Source organism: Peribacillus faecalis (assembly GCF_014712675.1).
GTDB classification, from domain to species: domain Bacteria; phylum Bacillota; class Bacilli; order Bacillales; family DSM-1321; genus Bacillus_AD; species Bacillus_AD faecalis.
In genome coordinates this window covers 18,900-32,336 of sequence record NZ_JACXSI010000001.1, presented here as the reverse complement: position 1 = coordinate 32,336, position 13,437 = coordinate 18,900, and the positions used below count along the sequence as shown (strand labels likewise).

General features: G+C 41.8%; 13 protein-coding genes. All 13 read left to right on the top strand.

What is annotated here, in order from left to right:
• The first annotated feature begins 23 nt into the window (after positions 1-23).
• Positions 24-287, top strand: a complete 264-nt coding sequence (remA, locus tag IEO70_RS00145) for an extracellular matrix/biofilm regulator RemA (RefSeq protein WP_190996333.1) — start codon at positions 24-26, stop codon at positions 285-287.
• Positions 288-292: 5 nt separating this feature from the next.
• Positions 293-907, top strand: a complete 615-nt coding sequence (gene gmk, locus IEO70_RS00140) for a guanylate kinase (RefSeq protein WP_190996332.1) — start codon at positions 293-295, stop codon at positions 905-907.
• A gap of 3 nt (positions 908-910) precedes the next feature.
• Positions 911-1,138, top strand: a complete 228-nt coding sequence (rpoZ, locus tag IEO70_RS00135) for a DNA-directed RNA polymerase subunit omega (RefSeq protein ID WP_190996331.1) — start codon at positions 911-913, stop codon at positions 1,136-1,138.
• 385 nt (positions 1,139-1,523) lie between these two features.
• Entirely contained in the window at positions 1,524-2,738 is a 1,215-nt protein-coding gene (gene coaBC / locus IEO70_RS00130) for a bifunctional phosphopantothenoylcysteine decarboxylase/phosphopantothenate--cysteine ligase CoaBC (protein ID WP_190996330.1), read from the top strand.
• 39 nt (positions 2,739-2,777) lie between these two features.
• On the top strand, positions 2,778-5,192 hold the full coding sequence (priA, locus tag IEO70_RS00125) for a primosomal protein N' (RefSeq protein WP_190996534.1): 2,415 nt from the start codon (positions 2,778-2,780) through the stop codon (positions 5,190-5,192).
• A gap of 24 nt (positions 5,193-5,216) precedes the next feature.
• On the top strand, positions 5,217-5,702 hold the full coding sequence (gene def / locus IEO70_RS00120) for a peptide deformylase (protein ID WP_190996329.1): 486 nt from the start codon (positions 5,217-5,219) through the stop codon (positions 5,700-5,702).
• Positions 5,699-6,649, top strand: a complete 951-nt coding sequence (gene fmt / locus IEO70_RS00115; protein ID WP_190996328.1) for a methionyl-tRNA formyltransferase — start codon at positions 5,699-5,701, stop codon at positions 6,647-6,649. Before def ends, fmt begins: the two co-directional genes overlap by 4 nt.
• Positions 6,646-7,998 (top strand): 16S rRNA (cytosine(967)-C(5))-methyltransferase RsmB, encoded by a 1,353-nt coding sequence (gene rsmB, locus IEO70_RS00110; protein WP_190996327.1) that lies wholly within the window; start codon positions 6,646-6,648, stop codon positions 7,996-7,998. The genes fmt and rsmB overlap by 4 nt, the downstream gene beginning before the upstream one ends.
• Positions 7,999-8,001: 3 nt before the next feature.
• Positions 8,002-9,078, top strand: coding sequence for a 23S rRNA (adenine(2503)-C(2))-methyltransferase RlmN (gene rlmN, locus IEO70_RS00105; protein WP_190996326.1), 1,077 nt, complete (start codon positions 8,002-8,004; stop codon positions 9,076-9,078).
• 5 nt (positions 9,079-9,083) lie between these two features.
• A complete protein-coding gene (locus IEO70_RS00100; protein ID WP_190996325.1) occupies positions 9,084-9,842 on the top strand; it encodes a Stp1/IreP family PP2C-type Ser/Thr phosphatase in 759 nt (252 codons plus the stop codon).
• Positions 9,839-11,866 carry a Stk1 family PASTA domain-containing Ser/Thr kinase gene (gene pknB, locus IEO70_RS00095; protein WP_190996324.1) on the top strand — a complete coding sequence of 676 codons (2,028 nt, stop codon included), beginning with the start codon at positions 9,839-9,841 and terminating at the stop codon, positions 11,864-11,866. The genes IEO70_RS00100 and pknB overlap by 4 nt, the downstream gene beginning before the upstream one ends.
• A gap of 16 nt (positions 11,867-11,882) precedes the next feature.
• The gene (gene rsgA, locus IEO70_RS00090) at positions 11,883-12,761 is read left to right on the top strand and encodes a ribosome small subunit-dependent GTPase A (protein WP_190996323.1); all 879 of its coding nucleotides are present in this window, start codon (positions 11,883-11,885) and stop codon (positions 12,759-12,761) included.
• Between the two features lie 3 nt (positions 12,762-12,764).
• On the top strand, positions 12,765-13,409 hold the full coding sequence (rpe, locus tag IEO70_RS00085; protein ID WP_190996322.1) for a ribulose-phosphate 3-epimerase: 645 nt from the start codon (positions 12,765-12,767) through the stop codon (positions 13,407-13,409).
• Positions 13,410-13,437: the final 28 nt, after the last annotated feature.

Below are 13,437 nucleotides of genomic sequence, written 5' to 3'. Positions count from 1 at the left end.
TATTACGATAATGGGGGACGGTTATGACGATTCAGTTAATTAATATAGGCTTTGGGAATATTGTATCAGCTAATCGAATCATTTCGATCGTAAGTCCGGAGTCTGCTCCTATTAAGAGAATCATTCAAGAAGCAAGGAACAAAGGGGCGCTGATTGATGCCACATACGGCCGGAGAACAAGAGCTGTTATCGTAACAGACAGTGAACATGTTATTTTGTCGGCTGTTCAACCTGAGACGGTTGCTTCAAGATTGCATGGCAGAGATGATAGTGTAGAGGAAGGATAAGGTACATGAAAGAAAAAGGTTTACTTATTGTATTATCAGGACCGTCTGGTGTTGGTAAAGGGACTGTACGAAAAGCGCTGTTTTCGCAACATGATACAGCCTTTGAATACTCAATCAGCATGACTACACGCGCACCGCGTGAGGGAGAAGTCGATGGCGTCGATTATTTCTTTAAAACAAGAGAAGAATTCGAAGCGTTGATTGAACAAGGGAAGCTGTTGGAATATGCGGAGTTTGTCGGCAATTATTACGGCACTCCGGTTGATTACGTTCGTGAAACCCTGGCAAAGGGCAAAGACGTATTTTTGGAAATCGAAGTGCAGGGGGCTCGTCAAGTACGCGAGAAATTCCCGGAAGCTTTATTTATTTTCCTTGCGCCGCCGAGTCTTTCTGAGCTTGAAAGCCGTATTATCGGACGCGGCACGGAATCAGATGAAGTCATCGCCAACCGTTTGAAAACGGCGCGCGAAGAAATAGAAATGATGGATTTATACGATTATGTTGTAGAAAATGACACAGTAGAGTCAGCTTGTGATAAAATAAAATCCATTGTTGTTGCAGGACACTGCAATCGAGAATATGTTGCAAAAAGATATTTGAAAATGTTGGAGGTTGAATAATAGATGTTATATCCTTCTATTGATTCGTTATTAGAAAAAATTGATTCAAAATACTCGCTTGTATCGGTAGCTGCTAAACGCGCCCGCAAAATGCAAATTAACCACGACCAAAAAATTGCTAAGCCGGTTTCATATAAAAGCGTCGGTAAAGCATTGGAAGAAATTAACGCAGGTATTTTAACATATACAACTGATCCTGTAGAAAAAGAAGCAGTGCACGCAAACGAATAAGCAGTTATAGTAAAGAGGTTGACTATGAAGCGCTATACGCTTTCTGGTCAACCTCTTTCAACTTACATAGGTATTATTTATGAGTAGATTTTATTATATGTCATTTGTTGAGTGAAGCATGCAGGCTGTATATGCTGATGTTGATTGGAGTGGAGGGCGGCGACTCCTGCTCAGATGAAGCATGCAGGCAGATACACCGCAGGAGCGAATAGCGACGAAGAGGATTGGCGCATGCCCCGCGGAAAGCGTCCGCTAAGCAGCGGAAATCAACATAATCGCCTAATCAAGATTAATAAGAAAAAACAGCAATAAACTCTCTCAAATGGATGAAAAAACACGGCGCATCATTCATAATAGAAGCAGTATAGAATGGAGGAATCTTCAGATGCTAAACAATAAGAAAATTTTGCTATGTGTAACCGGCGGGATTGCCGTGTTTAAAGCAGCCGCTTTAACAAGCAAGCTGACTCAGGCAGGCGCACAAGTAAAGGTTGTCATGAGCCAATCAGCTACTGAATTTGTAACACCATTAACGTTTCAATCATTATCAAGAAACGAAGTATATACAAGCACTTTTCAAGAAAACAACCCGAAAGTCGTCGCTCATATCGATTTAGCAGACTGGGCTGATTTGGTATTAGTCGCTCCGGCAACAGCTAATATTATTGGGAAAATCGCAAACGGTATTGCTGACGATATGATTTCGACTATTATGCTTGCTACAACAGCGGATGTATTTATTGCTCCTGCGATGAATGTGCATATGTACTCTCACCCTGCTGTCCAGAAAAACATGAACACATTGCTTGATTACGGGTACAGCATGATTGAGCCGGCAGAAGGCTATTTGGCGTGCGGCTATACAGGAAAAGGCAGATTATCTGAGCCTGAACATATTATTCAATACTTGGAGAATTATTATGCTGCCTTGAATGCAGACAAGCCATTAAGCGGCAAGAAAGTGTTAGTAACAGCAGGTCCGACGAAAGAAAGAATCGATCCTGTCCGTTTTATCACGAATCATTCGACAGGTAAAATGGGCTATGCGATTGCCGAAGAAGCGGCAAAAATGGGCGCTGATGTGACATTAGTATCCGGTGAAGTGCAACTGAGTCCGCCACCGAATGTAAATATTATTAAAGTCCGCTCTGCGCAGGATATGTATGAAGCAGTCGCAGCCCAATTCGATAAACAAGATCTTGTAGTGAAAAGTGCATCTGTTGCCGATTACCGTCCGAAGCTTGTTCATGACCAAAAGATGAAAAAGAAAGATGGCGATTTAGTTATTGAATTGGAACGGACGATCGATATTTTGAAAACATTAGGTGAACGTAAAACTTCACAAGTATTAGTCGGATTCGCTGCTGAAACAGAAAATGTCGAGGAGTATGCGAAACAAAAGCTTGAGAAGAAAAATGTGGATATGATTGTCGCTAACAATGTATCAGTGAAAGGCGCCGGATTCGGAAGCGATACGAATATCGTCACAATGTTCAAAAGAGACGGAAGCAAGATTGAATTGCCGATTTTGAGCAAGCATGATGTGGCGAAAGAAATATTGAACGAAAGCGCAAAACTATTAGCTGAACGAAGAGAATAGTTAGGAAATTTGTTACGTTGGTGTAAAGGACTGATGGCAATGGATATTGCATCTATAATTGTAGATGTGCCGACAAGGCAGACGGATAATGCATATGATTATGCAGTTCCGGAAAAGTGGGCCGGCATTATATCGCCCGGCATGAGAGTCGTGGTTCCGTTCGGTCCGCGTAAAGTTCAAGGGTTTGTCGTTTCCATGAAGGATAGCAGTGACGTCAACTTAGACAAGTTGAAAAAAATTGATTCTATCCTTGATTTTGAGCCTGTTTTAACAGAAGAACTGCTTGAGCTGGGCGATTATTTGACGAAGGAAACATTATGTTTGAAAATAATCGCCTACCAGGCGCTGTTGCCTGCTGCCTTGAAGGCGAAGTATAAGAAGTTTTTGCGTCTGACAGGTCCGATGAATAGTCTTGATGAGCATGTTCAAAAGTATTTTCTTCATCAAGAAATGGTCGATTTTGACGCAGCGATGAACCATGAATATGCGAAGCTTTTTCAAAAAGAATTGAAGGCTGGCCACTTAGAAGTTCATTATCAGGTGGGAAATAAGCTGAATAGAAAGACAGAGCGAAGTGTAGAAGTGCTATTATCGGGAGAAGAGCTTCGCGCATTTAAAGAGACAATCAGCCCTACCGCGAAAAAACAGCGCTATCTAATTGATTATTTTATCGAGCATCCGGAAACAATTCGATTTCAACAGTTAGCCGAAAGGACGAACTGCGGTGATGGCGTCATTAAAGCCCTAGCTGAAAAAGGTGTTGTTCAAATCATCCAAACGGAAGTTTATCGCGACCCTTTTAAAGAGAGAATTTTTGAGAAAAGCAATCATTTGCCGCTGACTGAAGAACAGAAGCAAGTGTTCGATATCGTAAAGGGAAGTATTGATGAGGATCGCCATGAAGTATTTTTGCTTAAAGGTGTTACCGGCAGTGGAAAGACAGAGGTTTATTTGCAAAGCATTGATGAAGTTTTAAAGAAAGGGCAGGAAGCGATTATGTTGGTTCCTGAAATTTCTTTAACGCCGCAAATGGTCGAGCGATTCAAAGGACGATTCGGCGACCGCGTCGCTGTGCTGCACAGCGGTCTGTCAGTAGGAGAAAAATATGATGAATGGCGCAAAATTTTTCGGAAAGAAGTGCAAGTCGTAGTCGGAGCCCGTTCGGCAATCTTTGCACCGTTCCAAAAGCTTGGTCTTATTATTATTGATGAAGAGCATGAAGCGACGTATAAGCAAGAAGAAACGCCGCGTTACCATACCAGGGATGTGGCGATTAAACGGGGAGAATATCATCAATGTCCGGTCATTCTCGGTAGCGCGACACCGACATTGGAGTCATTTGCAAGAGCGCAAAAAGGCGTTTATAAGTTGCTGGAGCTAAAAAGCCGAGTCAACAGCCGGCCGCTACCGTCTGTCAAAATTGTCGACATGCGCGAAGAGCTCCGTTCCGGAAACCGTTCCGTTTTTTCTAAGCTTTTATTGGATAAAATACATGAAAAAATCGAGAAAAATGAGCAAATTATCCTCATGTTAAATAAGCGCGGTCATTCCTCATTCGTTATGTGCCGAAGCTGCGGTGAGGTAACGAACTGCCCGAATTGCGATATTTCGTTAACCTTTCATAAATATAATTCAATGCTGAAATGTCATTATTGCGGCTATGAGGAGAGAATGCCTTCTGTTTGTCCGGCATGTGGAAGCGAAGCAATTCGTTTTTTTGGGACCGGCACGCAAAAGGTGGAAGAAGAATTAATTAAGCTGATCCCCGATGTGAGGATAATCAGGATGGATGTCGATACGACGAGCCGAAAAGGCAGCCATGAAAAGCTGCTTCAGCAGTTTCAGGATCGAAAAGCGGATATACTGTTAGGCACGCAAATGATTGCTAAAGGCCTTGATTTTGCCAATGTCACTTTAGTTGGAGTTCTATCTGCCGATACGATGCTGAATTTGCCTGATTTTCGTTCTTCGGAGAAAACATTTCAATTGCTTACGCAAGTGAGCGGCCGAGCCGGCCGGCATGAGAAGCCCGGTGAAGTAATTATACAATCATACACGCCGGAACATTATTCGATAGTCTTGGCTGCGAAACAATATTACGATGATTTTTTTGCCCATGAAATGCACATACGGCGGTTAAATCACTATCCGCCGTATTATTATATTGCGATGATTAATATTTCTCATGAAGATTTAATGAAAACGGTTGGCGTTGCTGATCGGATTGCTCATTATTTGCGACAAGGTCTTTCGCAGCAAGCAATCATACTCGGACCGTCTGCGTCACCAATCCCGCGAATCAATAATAGATATCGCTACCAATGTTTGATAAAATACAAGCGGGAACCGCAGCTTCATGAATTGCTACGCAATATTATGGAGCATTATCGCCAGGAAATGGCACAAAAGGGTCTGCAAATCAATGTTGATTTGCACCCGCAAATGATGATGTAAAGTGAAGTTTTAGGAGGAAATGAATTGGCTGTATTACCAATCGTAGAATATCCAAACGATATTTTAGAAAGAAAATGTGAAACTGTGACTGTGTTCGATAAAAAATTGGCAAAGCTGTTAGATAATATGTACGATACAATGATCGAACATGATGGCGTAGGCTTGGCAGCGCCGCAAGTCAATGTCGCAAAAAGAATCGCTATTGTTGAAATAGATGAAGAAACAGGCACACTTGAAATGATCAACCCGAAAATTTTACAAATGAAGGGTTCTCAAACGGATGTGGAAGGATGCTTAAGCTTTCCGGGGTTATACGGCGAAGTGGAGCGAGCAGACTATGTAAAAGTAGAAGCGCAAGACCGTAAAGGCAACACGTATATTGTCGAAGCGGAGGACTTTTTTGCGAGAGCGATTATGCATGAGATTGATCACTTAGAAGGTGTTCTATTTACAACAAAGGTTACACGTTATATTGATGAAGCAGAATTAGAAGGGTTTGAAGAAGAATGACAAAAATCGTATTTATGGGAACGCCGGATTTCTCAGTGCCGGTATTGCAAAGGATTTTAAACGACGGCTATGAAGTAATTGCGGTCGTGACACAGCCGGATCGTCCTGTTGGAAGAAAGCGCGTTTTAACGCCGCCGCCTGTAAAAGTAGAGGCATTAAAGCATAACATTCCGGTTTATCAGCCGGAAAAAATCCGTAATCGCGAGGATTTGGATCAAATCTTAGCTTTGCAGCCGGATTTAATTGTGACGGCGGCTTTCGGACAAATTTTGCCGAAGGAGCTGCTTGATGCGCCAAAGCTTGGGTGCATTAACGTTCACGCATCATTGTTGCCTGAACTAAGAGGCGGAGCGCCAATTCATTATGCAATCTTAGAAGGCAAAAAACAAACGGGCATTACAATTATGTATATGGCTGAAAAATTGGATGCAGGTGATATTTTAACGCAAGCAGCAGTTGAAATTGCTGAGGATGATAATGTAGGAACATTGCATGATAAGTTGAGCGCAATTGGTTCGGATCTTTTATCGGAAACATTGCCGAAGCTGATTGCCGGTGAACTGAAGGGCATTCCTCAAGACGATGCGAAAGCTACTTTTGCTTCTAATATTAAACGTGAGCAAGAAAAGATTGACTGGTCTGCTCCAGGTGAAGAGATTTACAATAAAGTTCGAGGCTTAAACCCATGGCCTGTCGCTTATACAACGCTTCAAGATAAGGTCTTGAAAGTATGGAAGGCTGAGAAAGTAGCAAGCCAAGCAGAAGCAGCTCCAGGTGAAATTATTAGTCGTGAAGAAGACGGATTCATAGTAAAAACAGGTAATGATACAGCCATTAAAATTACTGAACTACAACCTGCTGGCAAAAAGAAAATGTCTAGCTATGATTACTTGCGTGGTGCAGGGTTACAACTTTCAATCGCTGAAAAACTGGGAGCTGAATCATGAGCAAGAAAGCAATGAAAAAGACTGTTCGTGAGCTTGCATTAGATTTAATCTTATCCGTTGAGAAAAATCAATCATACAGCAATCTATTATTGAACACGACTATTAATAAAAATCAGTTATCGCCAGCTGACAGCCGTTTGTTGACGGAACTGACATACGGAACGATTCAAAGGAAACTGACATTGGACTATTATTTGCAACCGTTTATTAAAAAGGGTACGAAAATTGAAGAATGGGTAATGGTTTTGCTGCGATTATCACTCTATCAATTGCAATATTTAGATAAGGTTCCTGACCACGCTGTATTGTTCGAAGCAGTAGAAATCGCCAAAAAGCGCGGTCATAAAGGGATTGCCAGCATGGTGAACGGCATTCTTCGTTCTGTTCAGCGAAAAGGTGTACCTTCAACTGAACTAATTGCCGATCCGATTGAAAGAGTCAGTGTGGAAACTAGTACACCTATGTGGCTAGTGAAACGCTGGGGCGATCAATATGGCATTGAGAGAACAAAGGAAATGTGTGAAAGAAACCTGCAGGCTCCAAGGCAGACAGCAAGGGTCAATACGACGAAGGCGAGTCGTGAGCAAGTGATCGCGTTATTAGAGGAAGAGGGCTACTCAGTCGAAGCGAGTGAAGTTATTCCGGAAGCCATTATCTGCTTGCAAGGCAATATGGCGCACTCTAAAGCATTTGCAGCCGGGCTATTTACGATTCAAGATGAAAGCTCAATGCTGGTTTCATACGCACTTGGAGCAAACGGTAATGATACGGTGCTTGACACATGTGCAGCGCCTGGAGGCAAAACAACTTCTATCGCAGAGAAGTTGACGGATGGACAAGTAGTCGCACTGGATTTGCATGAGCATAAAGTGAAGCTGATTAACGAGACAGCAAAGCGTCTAGGATTGAATAACATCACGACATACGCATTCGATGCCAGAAAAGTTAAGGAAAAATTCGACGCGGAATCATTCGATAAAGTATTGGTCGATGCACCATGTTCAGGTCTTGGTGTTTTAAGAAGAAAGCCGGATGCAAAATATGCTAAAAGTGCAGAAGACGTTAGCCGCCTGGCAACGATTCAAGAAAATATTTTATCCGCAGCAGCACCTTTAGTTAAACAAGGTGGCACATTAGTATATAGTACGTGTACAATAGACAAAGAGGAAAATGATGGGGTTGTACAGGCATTTTTGGCCGAGCATCCGCAATTTAAGTTAGATTCAAAATTAATGGACCGCTTGCCTGATAAAGTGAAGCCGTTAGTAGAAAACAACTGCTTGCAACTTTTCCCGCAAGATATTGAAAGTGACGGGTTTTTTATCGCCTGTTTTAGAAAAGAGGAATAACAAATGAAACAAAAGAATGCAACAGAAGAAACACATAAGCCGTCAATTTATTCTCTTGAGCCTAATGAGCTGAAGGAATGGTTAAAGGAAAATGGAGAAAAGCCGTTCCGTGCTGATCAAATTTTGCAATGGTTATATAAACAAAGAGTTGCAAGCTTTGAAGATATGTCGAATTTATCAAAATCGCTTCGTGACAAGCTTGATGCGCACTTTACGTTAACAACATTAAAAACGCTTATTCAGCAAACATCAGCTGATGGAACAATGAAATTTTTATTCGAGCTGCATGATGGCTATTCTATTGAAACAGTATTAATGAAACATGATTATGGAAACTCTGTTTGTGTGACTACACAGGTCGGTTGCCGTATCGGCTGTACATTCTGTGCTTCTACATTAGGCGGATTAAAGCGAAATCTGGAAGCGGGTGAAATTGTTGCTCAAGTTGTTAAAGTACAGCAAGCTCTAGATGAAATGGACGAGCGTGTAAGCTCTATCGTAATTATGGGCATTGGCGAGCCGTTTGATAACTATGATGAAATGATGAGCTTCCTTCGTATTGTCAACCATGAAAAAGGTTTGCATATCGGGGCAAGACATATTACTGTATCGACAAGTGGAATTGTGCCGAAAATTTATCAATTTGCTGATGAAAATCTGCAAATTAATTTCGCGATTTCACTTCACGCACCAAACAATGAACTTCGAGGCAAGCTAATGCCAATTAACCGTGCATACAAGCTGCCACAACTGATGGAAGCGGTAAGATATTATGTGGATAAAACCGGACGCCGAATTACGTTTGAATATGGGTTGTTCGGAGGAGAAAATGATCAAGTCGAGCATGCGATTGAACTGGCTGATTTAATTAAAGGCTTAAAATGCCATGTGAATTTAATACCTGTAAACTATGTGCCGGAGCGTGACTATGTCAGAACGCCGAAAGAACAAATTGCTCTGTTTGAAAAAACATTGAAGAGCAGAGGCGTTAACGTTACGGTTCGCAGAGAGCAAGGGCATGACATCGATGCAGCATGCGGACAACTTCGTGCGAAAGAGAGAAAAGAAGAGACGAGGTGATTGGAATGAAGGCTGTTTTTAAAACAGACCGAGGCAAAGTGAGGTCACACAACGAGGATGATGGCGGATATTTTTTCAATAAAGCAGGAGAAATCCTTGTTGTTGTGGCTGATGGTATGGGCGGACACCGTGCTGGAGATGTAGCGAGCAGTATGGCTGTCACGTATTTGCAGCAGCAATGGGCGGAGCAGGAAGCGATGTCTAATCCGGCAAGTGCGGAAAGCTGGTTAGGTGAACAAATCAATCAAGTTAATGCAGCTATTTTTAATCATGCCCAAGCACATGACGAATGCCAAGGAATGGGTACAACACTTGTTGCGGCAATATGTACAGAAAGGTTTACGACTATTGCTCATATTGGTGATAGTCGCTGCTACCTTTACAATGAAAACGGCTTTAAACAAATTACCGAGGATCATTCGCTTGTAAACGAACTCGTTCGGACTGGTCAAATCAGTCGTGAAGATGCGGAACATCATCCAAGAAAAAACGTTTTGCTTCGTGCTTTAGGAACTGAACCGAATGTCCAATTTGATTGCAAGACAATTGTTTTTGAAGAAGGCGATTATTTACTATTAAGCTCTGATGGTTTGACGAATAAAGTCAGCCATCAGGAGCTCCTTGAAGCGCTTGAGCAGGATATGAAGCTTGAGGAGAAGGCAGATTTGCTTGTGAGTAAGGCGAACGACTACGGCGGGGAAGATAATATTACGCTTGTTTTGCTACAATATGATCAAGCTGCAGAAGGTGTGGAAACGTCATGATGATCGGCAAACGTATTAATGGCCGTTACAAAATTGCCGAGATGATTGGCGGAGGCGGAATGGCCAATGTCTATTTGGCAGAGGATATGATTCTTGAAAGAGAAGTTGCCGTCAAAATATTGCGCTTGGATTTTGCTAATGATGAAGAGTTAATCCGGCGTTTTAATCGTGAAGCGCAAGCTGCCACAAGTTTAGACCACCCGAACATTGTAAATATATATGATGTCGGTGAAGAGAAAGATATTTATTATATCGTTATGGAATATGTAAAAGGAATGACATTGAAGCAATACATTCAAAGATATCACCATATTCCGGTCGAAAAAACGCTACATATTATGGAGCAAGTGACGTCAGCAATCGAACATGCCCATCAGCATGGAATCATTCATCGTGATATTAAACCACAAAATATATTGATTGACGATAATGATAACGTGAAAATTACCGATTTCGGCATTGCGACAGCTTTGAGTGCGACGACGATCACACAAACAAATTCTGTATTAGGATCCGTTCATTATTTGTCTCCTGAACAAGCCAGAGGCGGAATGGCTAATAAAAAATCCGATGTTTACTCATTGGGAATTGTCATGTTTGAGTTGTTGACAGGGAGGTTGCCTTTCTCCGGCGAATCTGCTGTTTCGATTGCTTTAAAGCATTTGCAGACGACAACGCCTTCTGTAAAACGATGGAACCCGTCTGTTCCTCAAAGTGTAGAAAATATCGTGTTGAAGGCAACCGCAAAGGATCCTTTTCACAGATATGACAGTGTTCATGAAATGAAAGAGGATTTAAGTACAGCTCTTATGCCTAATCGCCTGGATGAACCGCCATTTGTCATTCCGGAAGATATGGATGCAACAAAGGCGATGCCGATTATAACCGAGCATACTGTTGTCCCTGGTTATGATGATACCATTGTCGCAAAAGACGATACGGCAATAAAAAGTGTGCCTAGACAAACTGCGGACAATGATACGGCTGAGTCCGGAAAAGAGAAGGCGAAGAAGAAAAAGAAGAATAAAAAAGAGAAAAAGCCGAAGAAAAAACTGACTAAGATATTATTGATTATACTCGTCACTTTAAGTTTACTTATTGTATTGGCTTTGACTGTTTTGCCGAGACTGTTGACTCCTTCAGAGGTAAGAGTGCCTGATGTCTCAGGAGAAACTCTTGAAGATGCTATTGAGATTTTGCTGGCAGAAGGACTTGAGGCAGGAGACGAAATAGAAGTTGAAAACGATGAAGTGGAAGCGAATCATATTATCAGCACCAGCCCGAAAGCTGGAAGAAGCGTTAAAAAAGGTACTGCTGTTAATTTGACGGTCAGTATGGGTCCAAAGGAAGTCGAATTGGATAACTATGTCGGAAAAAATATTGATGTCGTTACAAGACTTCTTGGAAATCTCGGATTTGAAGAGGAAAATATTATTGTGACTGAGGAATATAGTGATACCGTTCCTTCCGGTGATGTTATTGAACAATCGCCGGCGGATAATTTAACAGTTGTTCCTTCTAAGACGACAGTCAAACTGACGGTGAGCAAAGGATCGCAGAAGATTGAGCTGGATGATTTGAGCAACTATAATGAAGCTGCTTTAAAAGGATATGCCTCTAAAACTGGATTTAATATTACGGTTTCCGATAGAGTGTATTCAGATACAGTTAATGAAGGTTTAGTTATAAAACAAGATCCCGCTGCTGGTGCAAAGTTGAATAAAGGGAGCACTGTAAAAGTGGTTATTTCTAAAGGGAAAGAAGAACTGCCTCCTAAGCAGCAAACGATAGAAATAACGATTCCATATGCGCCGGAAGTTGAAGGAGAGCCGCAGCAAGTCATTATATATATTGAAGATATGACAAGAGATATAACGGTGCCTGCAGATACTTTTTCAATAACAGAAACGACAACAAAGCAATACACGGTACAAATTGCTCCGGACTCGGTTGCCAGATACAAAGTTACGAGAGACGATAGTCAAATAAGTGAGCAAACGATACAATATTCAACGGGGAATTAATATTAGGAGTGAAGCTATGCCTGAAGGTAAAATTATTAAAGCGTTGGCCGGGTTTTATTATGTTAAAGACGGTGATAAAACAATTCAATGCCGTGGCAGAGGAGTTTTCCGAAAACGGAAAATTACGCCTCTTGTCGGAGATGACGTTGTTTACCAATATGAAAACGAGCAAGAGGGCTATATTTTAGAAATAAAAGAGCGTAAAAATGAGCTCGTCCGCCCGCCAATCAGCAATGTTGACCAAGCGATTCTCGTTTTCTCGGCGGTTGAACCGGCCTTCAGTACCTTGCTGCTAGACAGATTTTTAGTGCTGATTGAAGCCAACTACATCCAGGCGATTATTGTCATAAGCAAATTTGATTTGCTTTCAGAAAGCGAACAGCAGGTAATTATGCAATACAAAGAAGACTATGAAAAAGCAGGATACGATGTTTTGACGACATCTTCTGTTACAGCAGAAGGAATGCAAGAGTTAAAGCCGTTTATCGGGGAATCCGTCAGCGTATTTGCCGGTCAATCCGGTGTTGGAAAGTCTTCCTTGCTGAATGCGTTAGATCCGGAACTGCAATTGAAAACAAACGATATTTCCTCACATTTAGGTCGTGGGAAGCATACGACGCGTCATGTCGAACTGATTCCAATTGGAGAAGGGTTGGTTGCAGACACTCCGGGATTCTCTTCCCTTGATTTTACAATTGATGAAGGGGAATTATCCGATTGTTTCCCGGAAATGCGCGAGAAAAGCCAAGAATGCAAATTCCGGGGCTGTTTGCATGATAAAGAGCCGAAATGTGCCGTTAAAGAGGCGGTAGAGAGCGGAGAAATTAAGCAATACAGATATGATCATTATTTGGAATTTTTAGCTGAAATTAGAGACAGAAAGCCGAGGTATTAAACTATGATTAAAATTGCTCCTTCGATTTTATCAGCAGATTTTGCGAAACTAGGGGAAGAAATTAAAGATGTGGAACGCGGCGGTGCTGATTATATTCATGTGGATGTAATGGATGGTCACTTTGTTCCGAACATTACAATCGGTCCCTTAATTGTTGAAGCGATTCGTCCTGTGACTAAGCTACCTCTAGATGTGCATTTAATGATTGAAAATCCTGATCAATATATTGAGGAATTTGCCAGAGCAGGCGCAGATTACATTACGGTGCATGTGGAAGCGTGTAAGCATCTCCACCGAACTATCGGTCTAATTAAATCTTTGGGGGTTAAAGCGGGGGTTGTGTTAAATCCTGCAACACCGGTCTATACCATTCAACATATCATTAAACATGTCGACATGGTGTTGTTGATGAGCGTCAATCCGGGATTCGGCGGACAATCCTTCATTCATGAAGTGCTTCCAAAAATTCGCGAAGTGAAGGAGATGGCAGATGAGTTCAATCCGGCGCTTGAAATTGAAATTGATGGTGGCGTGAATGAAGAAACGGCGAAGTTATGTATTGAAGCAGGAGCGAATGTTTTAGTGGCAGGATCGGCTATTTATAATAAATCTGATCGGAAAGCGGCAATTGCTGCAATTCGAGGCTAAAAACATAAGAAAAATCGTTACCGGCTCT